The organism is Mucilaginibacter sp. A3364 (assembly GCF_059690715.1).
This window is the reverse complement of the sequence record NZ_JCAWED010000002.1, coordinates 894,155-917,989: the sequence shown is the minus strand read 5'-3', so window position 1 is coordinate 917,989 and position 23,835 is coordinate 894,155. Positions and strand designations below refer to the sequence as shown.

The following is a 23,835-nucleotide window of genomic DNA, read 5'->3' as shown; positions in this document are numbered from 1 at the left end:
GGGTTTTACTGTCTGGTGTAAATATTAGCATTATTTTGTTTTGAAAAAGATACTTCTGTTTTTTATCGCGTTAACGTTATGTAACGGTGTTAAGGCGCAAGGCTATAATTACTCCAAATACGCCATCGAGCTTAATGCCAGTTCTGTGCGCCCTTATGCCGATATGAAAATAGCGCAAGACACTTATGCATTTGGTGTTGCCGGCTATTATAACCTTACCCCTTATGTACCAATTGGCCTTGAGCTGCAATTTGGCACATTGGCCGGTGGCAGTACCGAACTCGATTTTTATAAACGCCAATATAAAAATAACTACAAAGCGCTTTTACTACATGGCGACCTGCAACTGGGCGAGATCATCGATTACTCGCGCAGCCGTTTTGTTGCTGTACTAAAAGATTTTTATGTAGGCACCGGTTTTGGTTTGATGTTTAATAATATGGGCTTTATACAGCGCACCAACCTTGTTGCGGATAGTCAATATCCTGTGGGTACTTATCGTTTCCCGGGCCAGGACAAAAGCGTTAATATGATGCTCCCCTTCCGGATAGGCTACGAGATTAAGATATTTAACGATTACGACGAGCCTTTTATGGGTATTACGCTGGGTTATAACCACACCTTTACCTGGGGCGAAGGCATGGATGGTTACACCGATTCGCCAAGCGGCTTTAAAAACAATGCGCTCGACCAGTACCGCCAGATCGTTATAGGCGTGAAACTTAACTTTGGAGGCACCACTCCATCATATACCAAACCAATCAGATACTAAGGCTTGAATATAGAAGAACTACGCGACTACTGCCTGCTAAAGCCGGCCGTTACCGAAGGGTTTCCTTTTGACCAGGACACGCTGGTGTTTAAAGTAGCAGGCAAAATGTTTTTGCTGATAAGCCTAAGCAAAGGAACCAGCTTTAACGTAAAGTGCGACCCCGAACTGGCCGCCGAACTACGCGAGCGCCACCCCGAAGTACAACCCGGCTACCACATGAACAAAAAAATGTGGAACACCGTGCATATGGACGGCACCCTTACCCGCAAGCAACTGCTGGATATGATAGATCATTCGTATCTTGAGGTGGTAAAAGGCCTCCCCAAAAAAATACAGGCCGAAATTGCCGACCAATCCTAAAGACCCAAGCACCTTGCATGAAAGCTTTTTTAACCGCATTGCTGGCCTGTTTTATCATCACCAAAACACAGGCGCAACTAACCCCTTTTGAGCTAAGCGCCGATAAAAACCGTACGGCCACCTATCACGAAGTTATTGCCTACTACAAAAAACTGGCAGCCGGTAAAAAGCAGATCAGGCTCATCAACTATGGCACCACGGATGTTGGTTATCCTTTAACGCTGGTGGTACTATCGCGCGATGGTGTGTTTGACCTTGCACTCATAAAAAAGCAAAACAAACGCGTACTGCTTATCAACAACGGCATACATCCCGGCGAGCCCGAGGGTGTTGACGCCAGCATGATGCTTGTACGCGATCTGCTGAAAAAGAACGCCCTGCCTAAGGATGTGGTACTATGCTTTGTTGCGTTATATAACATCGACGGCAGTCTTAACCGTGGTGTAAGCAGGGTTAATCAAAACGGCCCATCAAGCTACGGCTTCCGCGGTAATGCCCGAAACCTGGATCTGAACCGTGATTTTATCAAAGCCGATAGCCGTAATACCCTGGCCCTGCAACAGATCATCAACACCTGGAAACCCGAGATATTCCTGGACAACCACACCAGCAACGGCGCCGATTACCAGTATGTAATGACGCTGATAGAGACCCAGAAGGATAAACAAAACAAAACGCTTGCCGCGTACACCGGTAAAACCCTTTCGCCGGAGTTGTATAAGCGGATGAAGACGGCTGGTTATGAAATGACACCGTACGTGGATAGCAAAGGCGAGACGCCTGATTCGGGCCTGGTAGCTTTTTTGGAGACGCCCCGCTTTGCCACAGGCTATACCAGCCAGCATAACATCATCAGCTATATTACCGAGACACATATGCTCAAATCGTTTGATAAACGTGTTTGGGCCACTTACGCTTTTATGCAAGCGCTGATTGATATTAACCAACGTGACGCTAAAATTATCGGCGACTTAAAACACAAAGCCGACGAAGAAGTAAAGCAACAAAAAACTTTCGCCTTAAACTGGGATGTTGATTTTGAACATTACGATACCCTGCAATTTAAAGGTTTCACTGCCGGGCACAAACCCAGCGAGGTTAGCGGATTGAGCCGCTTGTACTACGATCGCACCAAGCCTTTCACCAAAACCATTAAGTACTTTAATAACTATAAGGTAACTACCACAGCGGATAAGCCGGTAGCCTACATTATCCCACAGGCATGGGGGAAGATCATTGAGTTATACAAACTCAACAACGTGGCCATGAAACAACTGAGGCATGATACCACGCTCAACCTGCAAATGTATTACATAGCCGATTACAAAACCGCCGCCCGCCCTTACGAAGGGCATTACACCCATAGCGGTGTTACACTTAGCCCGGTTACAGCGCCTGTTAAGTTTTTAGCGGGCGACTATGTAGTTTGCACCAACCAAAGCCTCAATCGCTACATTGTGGAAACGCTGGAGCCGCAAGGTGTTGATTCCTTCTTCGCCTGGAACTTTTTTGATTCGATATTGGGCACCAAGGAGCATTTCTCAGATTATGTTTTTGAAGATGATGCCGCAGCCTTATTAAAACGCGACCCTGCCCTACGCAAAAAATTGAATGACGAAAAAGCTAAAGACCCTAAACTAGCGGCCAGCGCGGCGGCCCAGTTAAATTTTGTGTATCGCAATTCGCCGTATTTTGAAAAAACCTATCTTAGGTACCCGGTAGGGCGCTTGCTCACCAACGTTAAACTCGACTTAAAATGATGGAATATATACAGGCGGCTCCCGTGGCTTCCTTAATTTTTGCAATAACTATACTTTGCTCATTGCTGGCTTTTAGTAATGAAGAAATTTACGGCAAATGGATGCTGCACCCGCATAGCGTGTCGCGCGGGCAACGGGTTTATACCGTAATTACCAGCGGCCTGATTCATAAGGACTGGATGCACCTGTTCTTTAACATGCTATCCTATTATTTCTTTGCCTTTACGTTGGAGCCTGCTATCGGCCACTGGCAGTTTGGCGTGTTATACATCAGCAGTTTGATATTGAGCGATCTGCCAACGGTTGCCAAACATAAAAATGATTACTGGTATCATAGCCTGGGAGCTTCGGGGGCCGTGAGCGCGGTGATATTCAGCTTTATTATGTACGCGCCGATGACGACGATGTACATTATGCCATTCCCGTTCCCTATCAAATCCATCATATTTGGGGTGCTGTACCTGGTATATTGCCACTACGCCTCCAAACAATCGCGCGATAATATTAACCACGATGCTCACCTTTACGGGGCGCTATGCGGGGTATTTATAACCTTGATATTGCATCCTAACGTACTACCGGCGTTTATTCAGCAGATCAGTGAGGGAGTTGGATCGATGCTCCGTTAACCAGGTTATCTCCATCGTCGGTTAAAAAGCTCATCGGGTTTTCGGGGTCCTTAATGATCTCGAGCAGCAGGAAACCCCAGTTTTTCCAGAAGCTTTCCAGCACCTGGCCGTAGGTTTTGTTTTGCCAATGATCAAACAGCGGTTTGCTGCTTATGCCGCGCAGGGGCATGGCTTCCAGGTAAATCTCATCGCCGACAGGTAAAATAGAATACTCGGGCAGGCGGTTAAACAGGTAAGCCGAATAAAACACACGCCCGCTAAATTCTTCAAACTGTATGGGGTGCAGGGTAGCGTCGCCTATTTTTTCCAGTATTTCGCGGTGATAATTGCGATTGGCACCATTGTCCTGCATACATATCACCAGGCCAAAATCATTTATCCGCAACGCGAAGGTTAGCGTATTGATCTCATCGCGATAGCCAAACTCCTGCTCATTATTATCCACCTTGAATAAAAACAGGCTGAAAGGTGTAAAATCCTCAAATACCAAAGGCTGGTTAATGCTCTGCAACATCAGGTGCAGATTACGGAATTTGTGGATGATGGATTGCGATATATTAAACTCTTCTCCTTGCGCGCGCTGCTGGCGAATACCGCTTTGTATCTCGTTAAAAATAATGCCGTACAACAGTTTACCCGCCCATTGAAATATTTTGAGCTCGTCCAGCTGTTTTACAGCATCGTAACCAGCGGTAAAAGCGGCGGCAATTTCGGCTTCAAGCGGCTCAATGTAGTTTTCGTTGGCGGTGGCGCTGCAAGGTAGTTTAAGGTCTTTATAAGTGGCCATGCTTTCGTCAAGCAATTTAAACGGGCGATCTTCCAGCGCGTAACGACTCATCAGCCATTGCGGAAAAACCTGCACCTTTTCCTCTTCGGAGTTTAAGGTTTGCCCGGTTAAAAAACAGTTGCGGTTGCTAAAGTTTAACGAATCAAACGGAGAATACAATTGTGCCGACATGCCGGCAAAGATAGTATAGTATGAAGTATATGAAAAATGCCACAGCTTATATTGCTTAGCTGTGGCATTTTGGTGGGATGATTAATTATAGATCTATACTCTCACCAATAGCCGGCAGCTTAATATTCACCCCCGCTTTGATAAACTTCTCGGTAGCTTCTTCCTTATCAATAACAATAACCGGGAAGGTATCATAATGCACCCCGATCACATTTTTGCAATTAATAAAATTGGTTGCTTTAATGGCATCATCAACGCCCATAGTATAATTGTCGCCAATTGGCAGGATGGCCCAATCCAGGTTTTCATCTTCCAGCAGTTTCATATCATAAGTAAGCGCGGTATCGCCGGCGAAGTAGATCTTTTTGCCGCCGCTGTACAACACAAAGCCGGCAGGGTTGCCACCCGGCGAACCATCAGGCAAAGTGCTTGAATGTATAGCCACCACCATTTTAACACGGCCAAACTCAAAGTTAAAGCTACCGCCAATGTTCATGCCGTGCGCTTCTATATCTTGTTTGCCCAACCAGTCGGCAATTTCGGCAATGCAGATAACTTTGGCGCCGCTGCTTTTTTGTATGGCCACCAGGTCGGCCACGTGGTCGCCGTGGCCGTGCGATACCAGGATATAGTCCGGCTTGAGCGCGTGAATATCAATAGCTTTAGCCGCCGGGTTAGGCGTGATGAACGGATCGAACAACAGCTTTTTGCCTTCTGTTTCGATCATAATGGTTGATTGTCCGTAATAGGTAGCTTTCATAGGTTTTTTGAATATCGAATAATGAATGTTGAACACCGAATGTCGAAGTAAAACGTTCGATATTCATCATTCGATATTCGGTGTTCGATATTTTCTATCTAACGGCCAAACATTCCGCCCAGGCCCCCAAACATATCCTTGGTAGCTGCAGCCATTTCGCTTTGGCTTACGTTATCGGCTTGCTGCATGGCTTTGTTTATGGCTACTACCAGCAGTTCTTCCAGCTCTTCCTTATCAGCTTCTTTTAAAAAATCGCCATCAATGGCTACGCTTTGCACCGCCTTGTTGGCATTAGCTGTAACGGTAATTTTGCCACCCTCGGCAACGCCGGTAACGGTTATGGCATCCAGTCTTTTCTTTATCTCGCCAGCCTTTTGCTGGGCTTCCATTAGTTTGTCAAACATATGTTTTAAATGTGCAGATATGCAAATGTGCGGATGTGCAGATGATCGATCAGCACGCGTAACATTTCATGATCTGATTATTAAATTACTTAATTAATTCCCTTCATTTGCAAATATGCACATTCGCATATCTGCACATCAAATCAGTCCTCACTCGTATCGCCATTACCGCTGTATGCATCTTTACGCACAACCGGCATGCCAAGAATTTTATACAGTCCGTCCAGTTTCATCAGGCTGCCGTTGTTTAGGTTGGTTAACAGCACTACGGTAATATCGTTTTTCATATCGCGCAGGTAAATGTGCTTAAAGCCATGCCACCAGCCGGTGTGGTAAACCACTTTTTGGTTAGGCGCTTCAAACGTGCGCCAGCCGTATCCATAGCTAAAGTGACCACGAATTAAAGGGTTACGCGCAACGTAAGCCGAATCCATCGTCGCTTTCTTTAATAGCTTGCCTGCACGTAGGGCGCGGTCAAATATCAGCAAGTCGCCAACGGTGCTATATATACCTTTATCGCCCACCGGGCCGTCTAAAAAGTTTTGCGCTACCGAGTATTTCCAGCTTCCTCGATCATGCCCCACCACATCAACCGGTATTTTTTCATAATTGGCTTTCGAGTATACGTCGGTATGCAGCATCCCGGCAGGTTTAAAAATATTTTGCTGCATATATTGGGCATAAGGCATTTTGGTAACCTTTTCAATTATGGAGCCCAGCACCATATAGTTGGAGTTGTTGTAATGAAAGCTTTTATCGGGAGCATTGTAGCGGGCAGGTTTGTACTTGGCTATCATATCCATAGCGCCCATATTGCTCAAGCCTTTGCGCTGGTTCAGCTTTTCCTTGCGGTAAATATCATCCACAAAATAAACATAGTTCATCATGCCCGAGCGGTGCGTCAACAGCAGTTTAACGGTTACACCATCATACGGAAAATCCGGAAAAAACTCTTTCACATCCTGGTCCAGGCGTAGCTTGCCGCGCTCTATCAGTTGTAAAATGGCAGTACCCGTCATGGTTTTACTAACGGATGCCAGCTCAAAGCGCGAATCTATTTTTAAGCTGTCGCGATGCAGGTAATCGGCCCAGCCTATCGCGTTTTCGTAAATTATCTTTCCTTTTTTGGCTACCAGTATGTTGCCGTTAAAGCTATACTTTTTGTGCAGGTTTTTTATAAACTCGTCTATTTGCTTGTCGCCGGTTTTGGGGTTATAGGCTAATATAGCTTTGGTATCAAGCGGCTTATCGCTATCCGTTGGTTCGCCATTTTCTTTATCAGGGGCCGATGCGCATGATGCCAGCAACAGCAGAGAGGCGGCAAAAGTAAACAGACTTTTCTTCATTAAATTCATTTAGATGTACAGGGGATTAAACGACTGCGAAAATTGCAAATTATATACCGGGCTGAAACTAAAGTTTTAAACATTTTTATTGTTTTGGTTAATAACGTTTTTAAATTTATAACCATAACCTACACCCAACCCGAAGATGAAAACCAATTTTAAAACACTTTTAACACTAATAACGCTTTTTTGTTCGATAGGTGCTTTTGCACAGGATGCCAAAACCAAGGCTATCGACCTGATAAAGGAAGGTATTGCCCTTAACGATAAAGGCCAGTATACCGAGGCTATTGAAAAATATGACGAGGCCTTAAAAGTTGACCCTGATAATATGAACGGCCTGTACGAGAAAGCTTATACCCTGGTTATTTCGGGCAAAAAAACCGATGCCGTACCCATACTTGAAAAAGTAGCCGCCACCAATACTGTACCCCCGGCTTATGATTTGCTTGCCGGTATTTATGATGATAAGGGCGAGTTTCAAAAAGCTTTAAACTGCTACCAGCAAGGCATCAAACTATTTCCGCAGTATGCGCAGTTAAAACTTAACCTTAGCCTGGCCTATATGCGCCAAAAAAACTTTGCCGATGCCGAGCGCCTGGCTATTGAAGTGATAAAACTACAGCCTAAATATGCCAGCGGTCACCGTGCTTACGCTATGGCTACTTTGGGCAACAATAACAGGGCGGCATCGTTATTAGCATGGTGCAGTTTTTTGCTGCAGGAACCAAACACCAAACGATCTGCAGAAGCCATGGCCTACGTAAGAGGAATATTAAACAGCGGCATCAAAAAAAATGCCGACGGATCAACCAACATGACACTTCCCTCAGCATCGGGCGATATGGCCAAACAACTGGCTATACAGTTAGCCGCTACAGGTTCGGTGGTTGATAAAAAAGGCTTGTCGCCGGTTGATTCTTTGCAGCTGCAACTCGAGTCGGTTTTTAAAATTTTTGCCGAGCAAAGCGTTAAGGAAACACCTTCATTCCATAAAAAATTTATGGTTGACTATTTTGGCGCGCTGGCATCATCGGGCCATATGCCGGTATTTGCCCACTTTATTACCATGACCACCAACGCGGCCGAAGATAAGGAGTGGCTTGGCGCACACCCTACAGAAATTAAAACTTTTAGCGATTGGGCCACAACTACCAAACGCCAATTTGAATAACATGTATTTAAAAAAGCTTTTAATACCATTTACTTTTTTGCTGATAGCAAACACTGCATTTGCCCAGGTTACCGATGACCCTGCCGCTAACTATAAAGCCGCGCAGGCCTTAGTGAGCGCAGGCAAGGGCGCGGAAGCCATACCCTACCTGGAGCAGGTAGTAAAAACGCCGAACAACTATGCCGCAGTAAGCTTTAGTATGCTGGGCAGTATTTATGATAATGCCAAACAGCCCGAAAAAGCCATTGTGGTTTACAAAGACGGCTTAAAAGCCTATCCGCAGGACCAAAGTCTGCATTTCAATTTAGGCATCGCCAGTTTCCGCGCCAAACAATACGCCCAGGCCGAACTCGCGGCCATTGATGCCATTAAACTCGACCCGAAACATGCCAACAGCCAACGCCTGTACGGCCTGGTAACCTTCCATCAAAACAAACGCGCCAACGCCCTGCTGGCCTTTTGCAGCTTTTTGTTGCTGGAGCCTAACGGCCAGCGTGCCGAAGAAGCTATGACCAACCTGCAAAGTATATTAAAAGGCGGTGTGCTAAAGGCCGATGGCGCCAAAAGCATATCTGCCGACGCGAAGGAGATAGCTGCGCTAAATACGGGCATTGCCTCGGTTATTGAAGCAGGGCAGGCAAAAAAATTAATTGGCAACGCGCTACTCGAGTATCAGCTTAAAAGTATATTTATCCTGGCGGGACAAGCATCGGCCAAAAAAGCCAGCAAATCCTTTTTTGATACTTATTATGCCGATTATTTTTACAAACTGGCACAGGTGGGGCAGGTGCCGGCGTTGGTGAAGCTGATGGTGAGTAAGGAAGAAAGTGCGGGGTTGGTTGAATGGGTTAAGGGAGTGGAGAGGAAGTTTTAGATCATGAAAAATTGCCTTTGGTATTTTTTGTTGCTTATGAATTTTTCGGCTTCGGCCCAAACTCCTGCCGAAAACGCTGCCAAAGCCGGCGACCAGGAGATATTCTGGGCAATGGATCTTTTCAAAACACAATATCAACCACAGTCGTACAAAAAGTATAGTGGTAAGATCAAAGTGATCGATGACCGAAACCTGCAATTCGGCAACAAATCTGTTGAATATCCCGGCGCTGATACGCTGATGGAGGTTTTTGCAAGCGGCCTGTTATACCCCGAACTACTAGGCCCCGGCGAGCCGAAGATCATCGCCATAGCGGAAGCGTATTATGTAAGTCAGACCCCACAGGTGCGCCGCTTCAGGCTGGATGTGGTGCACAAAGGCTATAATAATTCGCAAGGCTTTACCACTAATCCCTCCATTTATTTTTTTGAGCTGACCAACAGGCGGGCAAACGCTAAAACTGATATCCGTGATTTTATAAAAGGCGCTAAGCTGACTTTTTTGAAAGAGGGGTGGGTGCAGAAATGACTTGTGAATATAAAACTGCACTATGTTAAAGAGGCTTAGCCTCGGCCAATTATTCTAGCGTAAAATTTCGTACAAATTTTTCTGCCAGAGGGTTATGGCATACTGCTTAAAAACATCGGCACCTTGTTTAAATGAGTCATCTAATAAATATTCTCCACCACCGTAATTCGTTCCGTTCACAAATATCTTAGCGGTCCCCCTTACCGCATATTTTTTAGCGCCTTCATGCATAACTATTTTCATATTTAGCGGGCTCACGTCGCCGCGGCATCCAACACGATACATTAACCAAGCCTCTGCCTTACCGTTTTTATCAAGGTCGGTAAGTGCTAAAGTATTTGCAACGTAACTTGCTTTGATATCCACCGGGCACTCTATTGTAAAGTCGTGCATCGCCCACATTAATTTATATTGGTTTGCTTTGACAGAATAACAATAAGCGTATAATTCGGCTTTTCTTAAACCTTCATCTTTACTTACAACAATTTCACCAGTTTCTGTAGTAATTAATAAGTGGCTTCCGTCAGTATCGGTGTAACTTACCGCATCAATAATATGTCCGGAATATTTTATGGATTTAGGAATCGCTTTTTTATCAACCTTAATAGTTTTAATTTGAGCAACTGCGGTTTGTTGAATTATTAACAAAAAGGTTAAAACAGAAATGACTTTCATGACAGGCAAAATATGTATTAGAATGCCAATATTCTTTTGAGGGAGAAAGCGCAAGGGTAACTCCTTAAATCAACATGCCCCAGTTCCATACCCATGGTTCCGGGGCACATCATAAACTATTGAAATTTTATTTTATTGGCATTTTGCGCGGCTACAACAGCCCATATCATGCAACCTATCCAGGCTATAATACCGCCTATAATAGGTATTAAAAAAAACAGTACTACAGATGCCACCAGCATTACCAGGCCACCCATTACCGTAGCGTACAGCAGCCCAAGCGGACCAAATAAAAACGCCAGTAAAAAGGCAACGCCTACACTTTTTTGTTTAGCCACGATAATTACCTGCGGCTGCGGATTGGTTTGATTTTCCATTGTGATAAGTTAATTTGTTTATAATTAAAAGGCTATTATCAAATATTATATAAATATCTGACAAAAGCAAGAGGCTGTAGCATGCTACACCTGGTGTAGCAGTGTAGCGTGCTACGCATACGACGCTACACTTACCTACGCCGCTGTTATTGTTTTGATCTGTCTCAGCAGGCTCTCCCGCCAAGGGACCCTGCGTTGTTTTAACTGCCGCCAAAATTTTACAACAATAGTTTACATCGCAATAGTATAAGCCCTACCTTTACGCCTGAAAAAATTACAGTATACCATAATGAGTTTCAGAATAGAACATGATACCATGGGCGAGGTTCAGGTACCTGCCGAAAAATATTGGGGCGCGCAAACGCAGCGTTCGCGCAATAACTTTAAAATTGGTCCGGAGGCATCTATGCCCAAAGAGATCATCGAGGCATTTGCCTATCTGAAAAAAGCCGCCGCCTATACCAATGCAGACCTTGGCGTTCTGGCCGCCGACAAACGCGATCAGATAGCCGCCGTTTGTGATGAGATATTAGCCGGTAAACTGGCGGATGAGTTTCCGTTGGTGATCTGGCAAACAGGCTCGGGCACACAGTCAAACATGAACGTTAACGAGGTTGTTGCCAACCGTGCCCATGTACTGGCCGGCAATAAACTGGGCGAAGGCAAAACCTTTATCCACCCTAATGATGATGTGAACAAATCACAATCGTCAAATGACACCTATCCAACAGCCATGCACATCGCCGCCTATAAAATGGTGATCGACGTTACCATACCCGGCATAGAAAAATTACGAGATACCCTGCAAGCCAAAAGCGAAGCCTTTAAAAGCGTTGTAAAAATTGGCCGTACCCACCTGATGGACGCCACCCCGCTTACGTTGGGCCAGGAGTTTTCGGGTTATGTATCGCAGTTAAACCACGGCCTGAAAGCGCTGAAGAACACCCTTGAGCATTTATCAGAACTAGCCTTGGGCGGCACCGCCGTAGGTACGGGTATTAACACCCCAAAAGGTTATGATGTAAAGGTGGCCCAATATATAGCCGAGTTTACCGGCCTGCCATTCATCACCGCCGAGAATAAATTTGAGGCACTTGCCGCTCACGATGCTATTGTAGAAAGCCATGGCGCGCTTAAACAAATAGCTGTATCGCTGATGAAAATAGCCAATGATATCCGTATGCTGGCATCGGGCCCGCGCTCTGGCATTGGCGAGATTCACATCCCGGATAACGAGCCGGGATCATCTATTATGCCGGGCAAGGTTAACCCTACCCAAAACGAGGCCGTTACCATGGTAGCCGCGCAGGTTATGGGTAATGATGTTACCATCTCAATAGGTGGGTCAAACGGTCATTATGAGTTGAACGTATTTAAGCCTGTTATGGCGGCTAACTTCCTGCAATCAGCACGTTTAATTGGCGATGCTTGTGTATCGTTCAACAACAATTGCGCGGCAGGTATTGAGCCAAACTATGAAGGCATCAAAAAGCATTTGGAAAATTCGCTGATGCTGGTAACTGCGCTTAACCCGCATATCGGTTATGAGAAGGCGGCCAAGATCGCTAAAACAGCACTGAACAACGGCTCATCATTGCGCGAAGCCGCTATTGGTTTAGGCTATTTAACCAACGAGCAGTTTGACGAGTGGGTGCGTCCTGAAGACATGATCGGTAGTTTGAAATAAAACATCTTGCAGGCTTGGGTTAAAAACCGGGCCTGCATTTATATAAAGCAATGCAAAAGCTTTTTGCCTTTCTCCTTTTACCGCTCATTCTTCTGGCAGCTTGTGCGCCCAACCCCAATATGCAGGGTAAGGGCAATGCTTATTTGCAGGGCGAATGGCAGCAGGATAGCATTGCGCAGCAAAAGCAATTGTTGAGTTATTCGCTTTATAGTTTTAAATTTAGCTGCGACTCGTTCTTTGTAAAAATGCGCACCTTTAGTAAGGTAAACAACGGTGTTGATACCTGCATGAACAGCGGCCAATGGACAGAATATGCCAAAGGCGCTTATAAACAAAATAACGATACGCTAAAGCTGCATGGCCTGTTTTGTAATGCCGATTACAATTTAAAAAAAGACGGCTGTTTTCGCATTGGTGTGTACGAGGAAAGTTTTAAAGTAATCGGGCAAAATGATTCGCTTATTCAGTTTTCAAGCACGTCAAACGTTATACCTATCAACTTACGCTTAACCAAAAAACTTGTTTGTAACCCAAAATCATTATAAAATGAAAAAAACTTTTTTAAAGAAAATAGCATTGGGCCTGGCCATGATCATCCCTATGCAAAGCATGGCCTGGGGCACCAACGGCCACCGTATTAGCGGCCAGATTGCCGAAAATCATTTAAACGCTAAAGCCCGCGCCGCGGTTAAAGCTATTTTAGGCAACGAGAGTATTGCTATGGCCAGCAACTGGGCCGATTTTATTAAATCTGAAGAAAAATATAACTATCTGTACAATTGGCATTTCGTTAATTTTGACCGCCCAATGGCTTATCCTGAGATGGTTGAATTTTTAAACCACGACAGCGGGACTGACGCCTACACCAAAATAAATTTTTTGGTTGACGAGCTGAAAAAGAAAACCACTACCCAGGAAAATAAACTACTTTACCTGCGTGTGCTTATCCACCTTGTTGAAGATATTCACCAGCCAATGCATACCGGGCACGCGTCTGACAAAGGGGGTAACGATGTTAAATTAAGCTGGTTTGGCAAATTTACCAACCTGCATACTATTTGGGATACCGAATTAATAAACTTCCAGGACCTAAGCTATACCGAGTACGTACGTGCAATCGACTTCCCCACAGCAAAACAAACTGCCGAGTGGCAGAGCGCCCCTGTAGCAAAATGGGTTTTTGAGTCGAACCAAATTGCTGATAAAATTTACAGCGATGTTAAGCCGGAAGAAAACCTGAGTTATAAATATAACTATAAGTATATAGACACCCTTAATCAACAACTGCTAAAAGGTGGTGTTAGGTTAGCGGGGTTATTGAATAAAATATTTGGATAGTATTTGCTGTAAGGTTGAAAATATTAATGGTATGTCTTGGCAATATTTGCCGTTCGCCATTGGCGGAAGGGATTATGCAACACGAGGCCGATAAAGCAGGGTTAAACTGGACTATAGATTCGGCCGGTACCGGCGATTGGCATGTGGGGAGCGGTCCCGACAGGCGCTCAACCCGCGTGGCGCAGCGTTACGGGATAGATATCAGCAAACAGATCTGCCGTCTTTTTAGGGTGAGTGATTTTGACACCTTCGATCAGATCCTGGTGATGGACCGTAGCAACCTGACCAATATACTGGCCATGGCGCGCAATGCTAATGACGCGAAAAAAGTAAGCTTGCTGCTGGGTAACGAAATTGTACCCGACCCATATCACGACGATACCCAGTTTGAACCTGTTTTTAAACTGATTGAACAGGGTTGCCGCGATTTTATTAAACCGCATGCCGGTAAATCGCGTTAGCAAAAAAACAATGTTTAGGATGAAAAAGCTAAGCGCATTTTTTTTAACGCTGTTATTTACTACCGGCAGCCCTGTATTGTTTGCCCAGCAGGCGTTTAACTACAAAGCCAATCTGGCTGATGTAACAACCTCGGGCTTTTACAAAATTCCACTGCAGCACGATGTACTTTATTCTTCCAACGCAAATCTGTCCGATCTGCGGGTGGCTACCATGGGCGGCAAATTTGTGCCATATGTTTTCGGTAAGCAAATTTTAAAAAAAAGGGGCGGCAGTTTTTTGGCCTTTATGATGGCCAGGCCTATAGTAACTGATACTACGGTTACCTTCATCATGCAAAATATAAGCCGGTACCCTGTAGATCATTTGTGCCTGAGTGCAAACCATCCCGGTCAACCGCAAAATGCATCTTTGCAGGGAAGTTACGACCTGAAAAACTGGTTCTCTATTAATGAAGATCTCGCCATTGGGAACAGCAGAGGTCAAGAACAACTGATCAACTTCCCCGCCAATACCTATAAATATTTTAAGCTAAAAGTTTTTGCCCCTAAGGCCGGCCGGTATAGCCTATTAGACGCCGGCGTCTACCAATCGGCCTCAGATGCTGATCCTGTTTACCTTGAATATCCGGTAACTACAATAGCGCAGATCGATAGCGGTAACATTAGTAGTGTGCGGCTTAATTTCAAACGCAAATTCCGTATCGATAAATTGACATTGGCTTTAAACGGTGAAAGTGCTCCAAGTCGTCGGTTTTCTATTTATCAACAGGTTGGCAAGGAGTTTCGGCATGTTTACACAGGCGAGCTTGGTTCATCGGCAAAAGCAGAATATTTGCTTTCGGCCAAAACAGATAATTTGATACTGGACATTGAGAACGGCAAAAATCAGCCTTTAAAAATTGGTGCAGCTTCTGTTTATTCTTTGGAGCAATCTATAGTGGCCTACCTTGAAAAAGGCGGCCAGTACCAATTGCTGATGGGTAATGACGAAGCTACTGCACCTGATCATGACCTGGCGGCATTTACAGATACTACGCCCAATACGGCACAAAGGCTCCCTCATATGGATGTTGAGCTTAATACGCCCGGCGCACAGGCAGCGGGCAGCAGTCCCTTACCTATTTGGGCAATTGGCGGCGGTGCAGGTATTATTGCGCTGGTGGTTATTTGGCTTATCATCAAGGCCAAAAAAACCAAATAACCGCCACTCTCTTTTATATCCCCACTTTATCCAGGTAAGCAGCCAGCCCGGCAATGGTTTTGGCTACTACGTTTATTTGCTGTTGTGCTTCAGAAAAATTACGTTGCTCTATCGCTTCGCGGATACCGGGAAGGGTTTTAACACCATAACCTGTATAAAACCCGGGCGCGTATATAGCGTGCTTGTACCATGGGCGGCGTGGCAAACCTTCCGGTGCCAGCAATTGTTGCTCGGCCTGGTAAAGTTTTTCATTCATGGCCTTCTGATCAATGTTTTTATCTGCAGCAGCACTACGTTCGGCCAGTTTAGCCGTGCTGGTTTTAAGGGCTTCAATGGCGCTTGTTAGCGGTGCAAAATCAATAGCAGGTATCTCGGCTTTTTGTTTTGGCGGGGCCAGATGTTTAGTTGGATCAAGTGCCAGGGTGTAAATATTGGCTTTGATCAGCTGGTTGTCGGTCGCAGTAGCATCGCGCAGGGTACTAGTCATGTCGGCTACTTCTTTGGCATAACGCTCTATAGTTTGCGCAAGGTTGCGGAAATCAAAGGGCAGCACTTCAGCATCGGCCATCCGTAAAACGCTATGACCAATAGTTTTGGCCAATGCCGCACCATAAACAAAATCAGGATCCTTAAAACGACGGTAATGGTCAAATGAGTCGTAAATAGAATGGTAATCGCCACCGGCACCTTCGCCACCAAAACCTATGTTTAAAGCCGGCACGCCCAGGTGCTGTAAAAACGACGAATAATCAGAGCCGGAACCCAGGGCCTCAATACGGCTATCGCGGTTCATAATTTCTTTTTTCGCTGCCGCAGATGTTGCTGAACTTAACTCTTTAGCTCGCGCACGGGCACCTATAGTAACGTTGGTTTGCGGGTCCGTAACACTTTCGGCTACTTCACCCATAAACTTTTCTAAGCCGTGCGATCCACCTACGCCTAAAAAGCCGCGAGAGATATCATCCGAGTTGATATAAACGACCGCCTTTTGCTTTAACTCAGCATCATGGTCTTCAGCATATTCGGTTGAGCCTAACAGGCCGGGCTCCTCGCCATCCCAGGCGCAGTAAACAATGGTGCGTTTGGGTTTCCAGCCGGTTTTAAGCAGGTCGCCCAAGGCTTTGGCTTCATCCAGTAGCGGAGATAATCCACTTATCGGGTCATCGGCGCCATTTACCCAGGCATCATGGTGGTTGCCGCGCAGCACCCACTGGTCGGGATAGGTTGAGCCTTTTATGGTGCCTATGACATTATACGCGGTAACCAAATTCCAGTTAAAAGCCAATTTTAAATGTACGGTTGCCTTGCCCGGGCCAACGTGGTAGGTGATAGGCAAAGCGCCGCGCCAATCGGCAGGTACTACGGGGCCGTCAAGCGCCGCCAGCAAAGGCCTGGCATCTTTATAGCTGATGGGCAGTACCGGTATTTTCAAAATGGTTGGCGCGTCTTTACGGTCTAAGCGTTTGGCATTTTCGGTAGCGCCAATATTAGGCGTAAGCGGGTCGCCGGGATAGATCACCATATCCATTACCGAGCCGCGCTGTACACCGTTCTCGCTTTTATAAGCGCCTTTGGGGTATACATCGCCGGCGGCATAACCATCGTCGGCCGGGTCAGAATAAATAATGCAGCCAATAGCTCCATGTTCATAAGCTACTTTAGGTTTGATCCCCCGCCATGAACGGCCGTATTTTACAATAACAATTTTGCCTTTAACCTCAATACCCATGTCCGCCAGTTTTTCATAATCGGCCGGTAAGCCGTAGTTTACAAACACTAGTTTTCCGGTAACATCGCCATCGGCACTCCAGGCATTATAGGTAGGCAACTGGCCTTGCTGACCGGATGTCGCATCTTCTTTTAAGGCCGGCTCTTTTAAGCCCGCTATATATTTAACAGGCCCGGTCATTTCCAGCAGGCGTGTTTTAGGTGTGGGGAACAATACTTTATAAGGCTGCAAATGCGCATCGAAACCATAACTTTTTAAGCGGGCCAAAACCTTTTCGGCCACCGCCTTACTGCCTGCCGAACCTAGATGGTGCGGGTAGGCCGAAAGCTCTTTCATGGTTTCGCCAATGCGTTTAGCGCTGATGGATTGGTCAAAAGCTTGCTCGGTTTGCAATTGTTTGGTGGCCGATGCCGGGCTAAAGCCGCTGATTTTTTTTTGTTGTGCTTGTGCTATGCTTGCCAAAAGTAGCAGGCCGGGGATAAGGATCTTTTTCATTGTGGTGCTTTGAAAGAAAAAAGTACAAGCGTGAATATAAGCTTTTTAGCCGCCATTGGCAAAACCACTAAATAAGTGTTGCCTTAAAAACTATTTGAGGGCCTATAGTGTATATACTCTTAATGAAAAAAACCGACGCGCCAACAACTACTGTTTTAACACTATTTATTGTTTGTACGCTGTGTTCCCGGGCGTTTGCCCAGCTGCGTGCCGATACCGTGAAAACCAACTATGAACTAAATGAGGCTTTTAACACCGTCTATCGCCAAAACGCGCCTACTTTGTTTTTTGGAAATGAGTACGGCGGGCCCGAAAAGTATTTGTTAGTTGCCGATATCAATCCTAATATTGTGGTGTTTGGCACCAAAAGGTCGCGTTTCTTTTTCCTGTTTTCGCCGAGGGTTTATTTGCGTTTGTTTTCGGCTTATAAGTCGCCGGTGCGCTCGCCCAGTTACATGCCGGGTGGTACACTGTACACGCGGTTAAATGACAATCCGTCGCAGCCTAAATTTATATCGTTAGGTTACTCGCATCACTCCAATGGACAGGAGGGGCCAACCATTGATTCTACCGGAAACTTTAATTTGGTTGATGGTAAATTCACTACTAACTTTTATTCCTTAAACTATTATTTCGGCAAAAAAGTGGCCGATAGTCGTAAAGCTGTTAACCAATTTGCTTCTATCGGCCTGGAGTTGCATACCGGTTTATTTAAAACAGGCTACTCCAAAGAGCTAACCAATAAGTTTGGCTTTATACGCGCCAACGGGAGCTGGTTTTATGATATGGCGAATGATAAAAATGGCGCTGCAGACAAATACCATCATCGCCAGCGGCTACGGTTTGATTTTACTTATGTTATGGATAAAATAGATGGCCACAATATTACCGACGTAAGCAAGCGCCTTAACGCTTCTTTAAAATACTTTTACCAATTTAGCTTTATGGAAAACGTAGCGTTTACCGGCACGGTGGGTTACCGCGGACAGGACCCCTACAATATTTATTTCCAGAACAACTACCCCTATTTTGCGTTGGGTATAGCATCGGGTATATCGTTTAATATGAAAAAGAAATAAACATTATGAAATGGTTTGGTGGACGCGAAAGTAATGACGTAGAAGAAGGCAGCAGCGGCGGTGGTCGCGGGCTGTTGTTTGGCGGTGGCATTATTGGCCTGATAGGCGCAGTGTTTTACCTGTTTACCGGTATAAACCCGGGGCAGTTTTTTGATAACGGCAGTAATTCCGAACAGATCAATACCCAACCCGGCGGCGGCGAGGAAAGCCGGAGCAAGCAGTTTGCACGCGTGATATTTGAAGGTACAACCGTTGTTTGGGATAGCTTGCTCAAGGCACAGGGCGAAGAGTACCAGCGCCCTGTTTTACACTTCTTCAGCGGCGAGGTGAATGCCGAAGGCTGTGGTTATGCTTCATCGGCCACCGGGCCTTTTTATTGCCCGGCCAACGGCAAGGTGTATCTTGACCTAAGCTTTTTTGATGAACTGGCAGATAAATTCCAGGCGCCCGGCGAAGCGGCTTGTGCTTATGTAATAGCGCACGAGGTTGGGCACCACATCCAAAACCTGATGGGTACATCGGCCAAAATGGAGCAAGCGCGGCAGCAAATGAGCGAAACGGAATACAATCGCCTATCGGTAAAACTGGAGTTACAGGCCGATTTTTACGCTGGCATTTGGGCGCATTACATTGATAAAAATCATCACAACAATATTATTATTGAACCGGGAGATATTGATTCGGCGCTAAATGCGGCACATCAGATAGGCGACGACCGCTTGCAGGAAAAATACCAGGGCCGCGTTGCGCCCGATAGTTTTACCCACGGCAGCAGCGCGCAGCGGATGTACTGGTTTAAAAAAGGTTTTGAAAGCGGTGACCTGCGCCAGGGCGATACATTTGCCAGCGCTGATCTTTAACTATTTAACCAATAATTTGAGATTTTTTAATTAAAAATTCATTTCGGCGTTTTTACGATCTTTTTCGGAATATTTGTTGGCATGAGTTTACTCATGTATTATTTTTATTACATAATACCCTGATTGAGATGAAGAAATTGATTTACTTATCAGCGATCACTATCGCTTTATTTGCCGGTACTAACGCTACAGCCGGTACCGTAGCTCGCTACAAAGCTGCTACTACAGATACCATACTTGCCAACCATAAACGCCCTACCGAGCCCATGAGCGATGTGCAGGTAACGGCCATATTGAACAAAATGCGCCAAAAGCGTAATGATGCCGAAAAGATACAGGTGCTGAAGGAAAGCGTGACCAACAACGGCATTAAAACCGAGCAGTTAATGACGCTGCTTAACCAGTTTTTAACCGACGAATCAAAGATCACCAGTGCACAAATAGCATTTCCATATGTTACCAATTACAAGGCTTTTTTAAAGATAATGGACCTGTTTGCCGAAGAGCGTTACAAAGGTCGCCTGGAAGAGTTTTTCGACAAGAACAAAAAGCTTTACAAGTAAGCCACAACATTTTATTAGCAGCAGTGTTAGGTTAATACTTTAATTTAGCCACATGCTTAAAAAGTATAGCCTCATTTTCCTGTCGGGATTGTATGCCGCTGTTTTAGCTTCATGCTCGCCGAAAGTTGTAACTACATCAACGCCTGCCCCTGCGCCACAGGTGGTGGTTGGCGGTACCACACCGGCGGCGCCGCTTTCGCCATTCGCGGTGACTAACCTGTTTTACAATACCAAAACCGATTCGCTTCTCAGCATTGCCCGTCAGCAATTACCGGCTATTGTGTGCGATAGTAACGGTGTTGAAGCATTTCCATCCGAATGGGTGGGCACGGTAAATTTCGGCATGCGCAAAGCCAATTACGTGATATTACACTATACCGCGCAGGATTCCATACAACAAACCTTACGCACTTTTACGCTCCTGCGCACCGAAGTTAGCGCGCATTACGTAGTTGCCAAAACCGGCAAAGTTTACCATATGGTGAACGACTACATGCGATCAAACCATGCAGGCGTTGGTAAATGGGGGAATGTTACGGACATGAACAGCGGATCGCTAGGGATAGAGATAGATAACAACGGCAAAGAACCGTTTACCCCCGAACAGATCAGAAGCCTGTTATTATTGCTGGCTCAGCTAAAAAAAACTTATAATATACCAACGGCAAACTTCATCGGTCACCAGGATTTTGCCCCCAAGCGCAAACCGGATCCCGGACCACTATTCCCCTGGAAAACCCTGGCGGAAAACGGCTTTGGCTATTGGGGCGATGCCATTGTAGAACCTGCGCCTGATGGGTTTGACTATGTAACCGCCCTGCGCCTGATAGGTTACGACATAAGCGATGTGAACGCCGCGATCATCGCTTTTAAACGCCATTTTGTGCAGACGGATAACACCGCGCAATTAAGTCAGCTGGATTTGAATGTGTTGTATAATGTTTATAGGAAGTATTAGCCATCGGATAAAAAAATGTCATTTCGAGCGATAGCGAGAAATCTTATACGCGAAACAGATCGCACGTATAAGATTTCTCCTCGTTCCTCGTCGAAATGACAAATTTATTTATTTTCCCTGAGGCGCTTTCCAGCCATCCTTTAAAGTCACCGTTCTATTGAAAACCAGTTTCTCATCCGTCGATAACTTATCCAGCGTAAAATAACCCTTACGTATAAACTGGTACCCTTTGCCCGGGGTAGCGTTTAACAAGTCTGGCTCAACAAAGGCACTTGTAATTTGCAAGCTGTCAGGGTTAATATAATCTTTAAAATCACCTTCTTCGTTTGATGGGTCTTCTACTTTAAACAAGCGATCGTATAAACGTACCTCGGCAGTTTTAGCATGTGGTACACTAACCCAATGTATGGTACCTTTTACGTTAATACCGCTGGTATCACCGCCCGATTTTGACTCGGGGATGTAGGTACAATGCACTTCGGTAACATTGCCGTTCTCATCTTTTTTAAAGCCTTCGCATTTTACAATGTAGGCATTTTTAAGGCGCACGCTCAGGCCAACACCCAGGCGGAAGAATTTCTTTGGAGGTTCTTCCATAAAGTCTTCGCGCTCTATCCACAACTCATTGCTGAATGGGATATCGCGGCCACCATCTCCACCTTCAACCTCTGGGTTGTTCTCCCCGTGCAGGGTCTCTGTCTGGCCCTCCGGGTAGTTGGTGATGATCAGTTTTATAGGATCAAGCACAGCCATGCGGCGCCATGCGGTTTTGTTCAGGTCTTCGCGGATACAGAACTCCAGCAGGCTAAAGTCGATCATATTTTCGCGCTTCGCGACACCTATACGCTCGCAAAACTCGCGTATAGAGGCAGGCGTATAACCACGGCGGCGCAAACCGCTGATGGTTGACATGCGCGGATCATCCCAGCCATCCACAAATTTATCTTCAACCAGTTGCAATAGTTTGCGCTTGCTCATTACCGTATAGGTCATGTTCAGGCGTGCAAACTCGTATTGTTTTGACGGGAAAAGCTCCAGGTTTTTGATGAACAGATCATACAGATCGCGGTGAGGTACAAACTCCAGCGTACATATGGAGTGTGTTATCTCCTCAATAGCATCCGACTGCCCGTGCGCGAAATCATACATCGGGTATATGCACCAGGCATCGCCGGTACGGTGGTGATGAGCGTGTTTAATGCGATACAACAAAGGATCGCGCAGCAACATGTTATGCGAAGCCAGGTCAATTTTAGCGCGCAACACACGTTCGCCATCGGCAAATTTTCCGGCTTTCATATCGGCAAACAGTTGCAGGTTTTCCTCTGCAATGCGTTCGCGGTATTGGTTTGGCGTGCCGGGTGTGGTTGGTGTACCTTTTTGGGTAGCTATTTCTTCGGCTGTGCTGTCATCAACATAAGCCAATCCTTTTTTGATCAGGATGACAGCAAACTCGTATAGCTTATCAAAATAATCAGACGCGTAAAGCTCCTGTGCCCAATCAAAGCCCAGCCATTTTACGTCTTCTTTTATGCTGTCAACATACTCCACGTCTTCCTTAACCGGGTTGGTATCGTCAAAACGCAGGTTGGTTTTACCATTGTATTTTTTGGCGAGGCCGAAGTTTAAGCAAATAGACTTGGCATGGCCGATATGCAGGTAACCATTGGGCTCGGGCGGGAAACGGGTTAACACCCTGCCGCCATGCTTGCCGCTGGCCAGATCTTCTTCAACTATCTCCTCAATAAAATTTAATGATCTTTCTTCGCTCATAGTGAGGCAAAAGTAAGTTTTTTAAGCGAGACCCCCTCTAAATCTCCCCCAAAGGGGGAGACTTTTTATTGCAAGCGACGAGACTTCCTAAAAAAGCCCTCTCCCTCGGGGTGGGTTGGGAGGGGTCAAGCGTTTAGAAGGCTTTCGCAAATTCTACAGCAAAATCTTTCAGCTTGCGCTTGCTTAACGGTGTTTGGGTTTTGAAGTAATCCTCATTTAAAACGCCTGTGCGGATAGCCTGGCCCATTTCTACATAGTTTGAAGCTATTTCTTCAGAAAGGCCGGCCTGCACCATTCCATTCAATGCATCGGCATCGCTAAACTCAACCCAAGGTAGTTCGGGCTTGCCAATGGCGGCACCCAGTGTGGCTGCTATTTCTTTACCGGTTAATAACTCGCTGGCAATGTAGCGCACGCTTTTGCCGGTAAAATCGCTTTGTAACTCTTCGGCGGCGGCATCGGCAATATCATTGGTATCAACTAGCACAACTTTCGTGTCGGCCGAATAGTTACTACCTAAAATACCAGCATGTTGTATCATGCCCACATTGGCATAATAGTTTGTAAAGAAATAACCCGGGCGCAAGTGCTTAACGGCTACATCTTCTAAAGCGTTTAAAGCCAGCTCAACACGGCGTATACCTGCTATAGGGCCGGTGCCATCTTCCAAATGCGCGCCGAGGCTGCTTAAGTGCACCACTTTTTTTACGCCCGATGCTGCAACCGCCGCTGCATAGTTTTTACCGATACCGCCAATGTAGTTTTTCCATTCGGTTGCCTGGCGGTTTGGCGGTGTCATAATGTATAATGCGTCGGCTCCGGTGAAGGCCTGGGTTAAAAAAGCTACGTCGGTTACCAAACCAATGGCCGGGGTGGCGCCAAGAGCTTCAATGGCATTCGCGTTATCTGCATTGCTGCTTATTACCGTTACGTTGTGGCCTGCTTTTACTAATGTTACGGTCAGTGGTTTGCTTATGTTACCTAATGACCCTGTTACTGTAATGTTCATGATGTTTTTCTTTTGTTATTTGACGATGCAAAGCTATATTTGTACTTACTTTTTTACAAGTACTT

25 protein-coding genes are annotated in these 23,835 nt (G+C 45.7%); 16 read left to right on the top strand and 9 right to left on the bottom strand.

The features are described 5' to 3' along the window. Positions 1–40 precede the first annotated feature (40 nt). Genes AC59JT_RS16415 through AC59JT_RS16400 form a run of 4 tightly spaced genes read left to right on the top strand, consistent with a single transcriptional unit; the run spans position 41 to position 3,521 of the window. Positions 41–772, top strand: coding sequence for a hypothetical protein (locus AC59JT_RS16415; protein ID WP_497400919.1), 732 nt, complete (start codon positions 41–43; stop codon positions 770–772). A gap of 3 nt (positions 773–775) precedes the next feature. After that, positions 776–1,132, top strand: coding sequence for an MmcQ/YjbR family DNA-binding protein (locus tag AC59JT_RS16410; RefSeq protein WP_497400917.1), 357 nt, complete (start codon positions 776–778; stop codon positions 1,130–1,132). 17 nt (positions 1,133–1,149) lie between these two features. Further along, positions 1,150–2,892, top strand: a complete 1,743-nt coding sequence (locus tag AC59JT_RS16405) for a M14 family zinc carboxypeptidase (RefSeq protein WP_497400915.1) — start codon at positions 1,150–1,152, stop codon at positions 2,890–2,892. Next, entirely contained in the window at positions 2,889–3,521 is a 633-nt protein-coding gene (locus AC59JT_RS16400) for a rhomboid family intramembrane serine protease (protein ID WP_497400913.1), read from the top strand. The genes AC59JT_RS16405 and AC59JT_RS16400 overlap by 4 nt, the downstream gene beginning before the upstream one ends. Here AC59JT_RS16400 and AC59JT_RS16395 read toward each other — a convergent pair. The 4 genes from AC59JT_RS16395 to AC59JT_RS16380 form a co-directional block, all read right to left on the bottom strand. After that, positions 3,490–4,479, bottom strand: coding sequence for a hypothetical protein (locus AC59JT_RS16395; protein WP_497400911.1), 990 nt, complete (start codon positions 4,477–4,479; stop codon positions 3,490–3,492). The genes AC59JT_RS16400 and AC59JT_RS16395 overlap by 32 nt on opposite strands. A gap of 85 nt (positions 4,480–4,564) precedes the next feature. Next, positions 4,565–5,239, bottom strand: coding sequence for a metal-dependent hydrolase (locus tag AC59JT_RS16390; protein WP_497400909.1), 675 nt, complete (start codon positions 5,237–5,239; stop codon positions 4,565–4,567). Positions 5,240–5,337: 98 nt separating this feature from the next. Further along, a complete protein-coding gene (locus AC59JT_RS16385) occupies positions 5,338–5,643 on the bottom strand; it encodes a YbaB/EbfC family nucleoid-associated protein (protein WP_497400907.1) in 306 nt (101 codons plus the stop codon). A gap of 143 nt (positions 5,644–5,786) precedes the next feature. Continuing rightward, entirely contained in the window at positions 5,787–6,989 is a 1,203-nt protein-coding gene (locus AC59JT_RS16380; RefSeq protein ID WP_497400905.1) for a serine hydrolase domain-containing protein, read from the bottom strand. A gap of 145 nt (positions 6,990–7,134) precedes the next feature. Between AC59JT_RS16380 and AC59JT_RS16375 the strand changes: the two genes are divergently transcribed. Genes AC59JT_RS16375 through AC59JT_RS16365 form a run of 3 tightly spaced genes read left to right on the top strand, consistent with a single transcriptional unit; the run spans position 7,135 to position 9,565 of the window. Continuing rightward, positions 7,135–8,163, top strand: coding sequence for a tetratricopeptide repeat protein (locus AC59JT_RS16375; RefSeq protein ID WP_497400903.1), 1,029 nt, complete (start codon positions 7,135–7,137; stop codon positions 8,161–8,163). A 1-nt stretch (position 8,164) separates the two neighbouring features. Then, a complete protein-coding gene (locus AC59JT_RS16370; RefSeq protein ID WP_497400901.1) occupies positions 8,165–9,037 on the top strand; it encodes a tetratricopeptide repeat protein in 873 nt (290 codons plus the stop codon). Between the two features lie 3 nt (positions 9,038–9,040). Beyond that, positions 9,041–9,565 carry a hypothetical protein gene (locus tag AC59JT_RS16365; protein ID WP_497400899.1) on the top strand — a complete coding sequence of 175 codons (525 nt, stop codon included), beginning with the start codon at positions 9,041–9,043 and terminating at the stop codon, positions 9,563–9,565. A gap of 54 nt (positions 9,566–9,619) precedes the next feature. Here AC59JT_RS16365 and AC59JT_RS16360 read toward each other — a convergent pair whose 3' ends face one another. Together AC59JT_RS16360 and AC59JT_RS16355 are read right to left on the bottom strand one after the other, a co-directional pair. After that, positions 9,620–10,240 (bottom strand): M949_RS01915 family surface polysaccharide biosynthesis protein, encoded by a 621-nt coding sequence (locus tag AC59JT_RS16360; protein ID WP_497400897.1) that lies wholly within the window; start codon positions 10,238–10,240, stop codon positions 9,620–9,622. 116 nt (positions 10,241–10,356) lie between these two features. Next, positions 10,357–10,617: a hypothetical protein gene (locus AC59JT_RS16355; RefSeq protein WP_497400895.1), complete on the bottom strand. Its 261-nt coding sequence runs from the start codon at positions 10,615–10,617 to the stop codon at positions 10,357–10,359. A gap of 289 nt (positions 10,618–10,906) precedes the next feature. Here AC59JT_RS16355 and fumC point away from each other — a divergent pair, with 289 nt between their 5' ends. From fumC to AC59JT_RS16330, 5 genes are read left to right on the top strand one after another with little or no spacing between them, the layout of a single operon-like run. Beyond that, positions 10,907–12,304, top strand: a complete 1,398-nt coding sequence (gene fumC, locus AC59JT_RS16350) for a class II fumarate hydratase (RefSeq protein ID WP_497400893.1) — start codon at positions 10,907–10,909, stop codon at positions 12,302–12,304. A gap of 50 nt (positions 12,305–12,354) precedes the next feature. Next, the gene (locus AC59JT_RS16345) at positions 12,355–12,849 is read left to right on the top strand and encodes a fumarate hydratase (RefSeq protein ID WP_497400890.1); all 495 of its coding nucleotides are present in this window, start codon (positions 12,355–12,357) and stop codon (positions 12,847–12,849) included. 1 nt (position 12,850) lies between these two features. After that, the gene (locus AC59JT_RS16340; RefSeq protein ID WP_497400888.1) at positions 12,851–13,642 is read left to right on the top strand and encodes a S1/P1 nuclease; all 792 of its coding nucleotides are present in this window, start codon (positions 12,851–12,853) and stop codon (positions 13,640–13,642) included. A gap of 26 nt (positions 13,643–13,668) precedes the next feature. Beyond that, on the top strand, positions 13,669–14,103 hold the full coding sequence (locus AC59JT_RS16335) for a low molecular weight protein-tyrosine-phosphatase (RefSeq protein ID WP_497401674.1): 435 nt from the start codon (positions 13,669–13,671) through the stop codon (positions 14,101–14,103). 19 nt (positions 14,104–14,122) lie between these two features. Then, entirely contained in the window at positions 14,123–15,304 is a 1,182-nt protein-coding gene (locus AC59JT_RS16330; protein ID WP_497400886.1) for a hypothetical protein, read from the top strand. 13 nt (positions 15,305–15,317) lie between these two features. On the opposite strand, the gene AC59JT_RS16325 is transcribed toward AC59JT_RS16330, so the two are convergent. Further along, complete coding sequence (locus tag AC59JT_RS16325; RefSeq protein ID WP_497400884.1) at positions 15,318–17,528, bottom strand: transferrin receptor-like dimerization domain-containing protein; 2,211 nt, start codon at positions 17,526–17,528, stop codon at positions 15,318–15,320. A 122-nt stretch (positions 17,529–17,650) separates the two neighbouring features. Between AC59JT_RS16325 and AC59JT_RS16320 the strand changes: the two genes are divergently transcribed. From AC59JT_RS16320 to AC59JT_RS16305, 4 genes are all read left to right on the top strand, one after another. Beyond that, complete coding sequence (locus tag AC59JT_RS16320; RefSeq protein ID WP_497400882.1) at positions 17,651–18,607, top strand: hypothetical protein; 957 nt, start codon at positions 17,651–17,653, stop codon at positions 18,605–18,607. A gap of 5 nt (positions 18,608–18,612) precedes the next feature. Next, a complete protein-coding gene (gene ypfJ / locus AC59JT_RS16315; RefSeq protein WP_497400880.1) occupies positions 18,613–19,467 on the top strand; it encodes a KPN_02809 family neutral zinc metallopeptidase in 855 nt (284 codons plus the stop codon). Between the two features lie 128 nt (positions 19,468–19,595). Next, positions 19,596–20,030, top strand: a complete 435-nt coding sequence (locus AC59JT_RS16310) for a proline and serine-rich protein 1 family protein (RefSeq protein ID WP_497400878.1) — start codon at positions 19,596–19,598, stop codon at positions 20,028–20,030. A gap of 52 nt (positions 20,031–20,082) precedes the next feature. After that, on the top strand, positions 20,083–20,988 hold the full coding sequence (locus AC59JT_RS16305) for an N-acetylmuramoyl-L-alanine amidase (RefSeq protein ID WP_497400876.1): 906 nt from the start codon (positions 20,083–20,085) through the stop codon (positions 20,986–20,988). Between the two features lie 108 nt (positions 20,989–21,096). On the opposite strand, the gene AC59JT_RS16300 is transcribed toward AC59JT_RS16305, so the two are convergent. After that, the gene (locus AC59JT_RS16300; protein WP_497400872.1) at positions 21,097–22,761 is read right to left on the bottom strand and encodes a glutamine--tRNA ligase/YqeY domain fusion protein; all 1,665 of its coding nucleotides are present in this window, start codon (positions 22,759–22,761) and stop codon (positions 21,097–21,099) included. Positions 22,762–22,894: 133 nt separating this feature from the next. Next, positions 22,895–23,770 carry an NmrA family NAD(P)-binding protein gene (locus tag AC59JT_RS16295; RefSeq protein ID WP_497400870.1) on the bottom strand — a complete coding sequence of 292 codons (876 nt, stop codon included), beginning with the start codon at positions 23,768–23,770 and terminating at the stop codon, positions 22,895–22,897. Between the last annotated feature and the right edge of the window lie 65 nt (positions 23,771–23,835).

Bases quoted from the DNA above. Each gene is read 5' to 3' on its own strand.
- AC59JT_RS16405 (WP_497400915.1), top strand. From the start codon at position 1,150: ATGAAAGCTTTTTTAACCGCATTGCTGGCCTGTTTTATCATCACCAAA.
- AC59JT_RS16400 (WP_497400913.1), top strand. From the start codon at position 2,889: ATGATGGAATATATACAGGCGGCTCCCGTGGCTTCCTTAATTTTTGCA.
- AC59JT_RS16395 (WP_497400911.1), bottom strand. From the start codon at position 4,479: ATGTCGGCACAATTGTATTCTCCGTTTGATTCGTTAAACTTTAGCAAC.
- AC59JT_RS16390 (WP_497400909.1), bottom strand. From the start codon at position 5,239: ATGAAAGCTACCTATTACGGACAATCAACCATTATGATCGAAACAGAA.
- AC59JT_RS16385 (WP_497400907.1), bottom strand. From the start codon at position 5,643: ATGTTTGACAAACTAATGGAAGCCCAGCAAAAGGCTGGCGAGATAAAG.
- AC59JT_RS16380 (WP_497400905.1), bottom strand. From the start codon at position 6,989: ATGAAGAAAAGTCTGTTTACTTTTGCCGCCTCTCTGCTGTTGCTGGCA.
- AC59JT_RS16375 (WP_497400903.1), top strand. From the start codon at position 7,135: ATGAAAACCAATTTTAAAACACTTTTAACACTAATAACGCTTTTTTGT.
- AC59JT_RS16370 (WP_497400901.1), top strand. From the start codon at position 8,165: ATGTATTTAAAAAAGCTTTTAATACCATTTACTTTTTTGCTGATAGCA.
- AC59JT_RS16365 (WP_497400899.1), top strand. From the start codon at position 9,041: ATGAAAAATTGCCTTTGGTATTTTTTGTTGCTTATGAATTTTTCGGCT.
- AC59JT_RS16360 (WP_497400897.1), bottom strand. From the start codon at position 10,240: ATGAAAGTCATTTCTGTTTTAACCTTTTTGTTAATAATTCAACAAACC.
- AC59JT_RS16355 (WP_497400895.1), bottom strand. From the start codon at position 10,617: ATGGAAAATCAAACCAATCCGCAGCCGCAGGTAATTATCGTGGCTAAA.
- fumC (WP_497400893.1), top strand. From the start codon at position 10,907: ATGAGTTTCAGAATAGAACATGATACCATGGGCGAGGTTCAGGTACCT.
- AC59JT_RS16345 (WP_497400890.1), top strand. From the start codon at position 12,355: ATGCAAAAGCTTTTTGCCTTTCTCCTTTTACCGCTCATTCTTCTGGCA.
- AC59JT_RS16340 (WP_497400888.1), top strand. From the start codon at position 12,851: ATGAAAAAAACTTTTTTAAAGAAAATAGCATTGGGCCTGGCCATGATC.
- AC59JT_RS16335 (WP_497401674.1), top strand. From the start codon at position 13,669: ATGGTATGTCTTGGCAATATTTGCCGTTCGCCATTGGCGGAAGGGATT.
- AC59JT_RS16330 (WP_497400886.1), top strand. From the start codon at position 14,123: ATGAAAAAGCTAAGCGCATTTTTTTTAACGCTGTTATTTACTACCGGC.
- AC59JT_RS16325 (WP_497400884.1), bottom strand. From the start codon at position 17,528: ATGAAAAAGATCCTTATCCCCGGCCTGCTACTTTTGGCAAGCATAGCA.
- AC59JT_RS16320 (WP_497400882.1), top strand. From the start codon at position 17,651: ATGAAAAAAACCGACGCGCCAACAACTACTGTTTTAACACTATTTATT.
- ypfJ (WP_497400880.1), top strand. From the start codon at position 18,613: ATGAAATGGTTTGGTGGACGCGAAAGTAATGACGTAGAAGAAGGCAGC.
- AC59JT_RS16310 (WP_497400878.1), top strand. From the start codon at position 19,596: ATGAAGAAATTGATTTACTTATCAGCGATCACTATCGCTTTATTTGCC.
- AC59JT_RS16305 (WP_497400876.1), top strand. From the start codon at position 20,083: ATGCTTAAAAAGTATAGCCTCATTTTCCTGTCGGGATTGTATGCCGCT.
- AC59JT_RS16300 (WP_497400872.1), bottom strand. From the start codon at position 22,761: ATGAGCGAAGAAAGATCATTAAATTTTATTGAGGAGATAGTTGAAGAA.
- AC59JT_RS16295 (WP_497400870.1), bottom strand. From the start codon at position 23,770: ATGAACATTACAGTAACAGGGTCATTAGGTAACATAAGCAAACCACTG.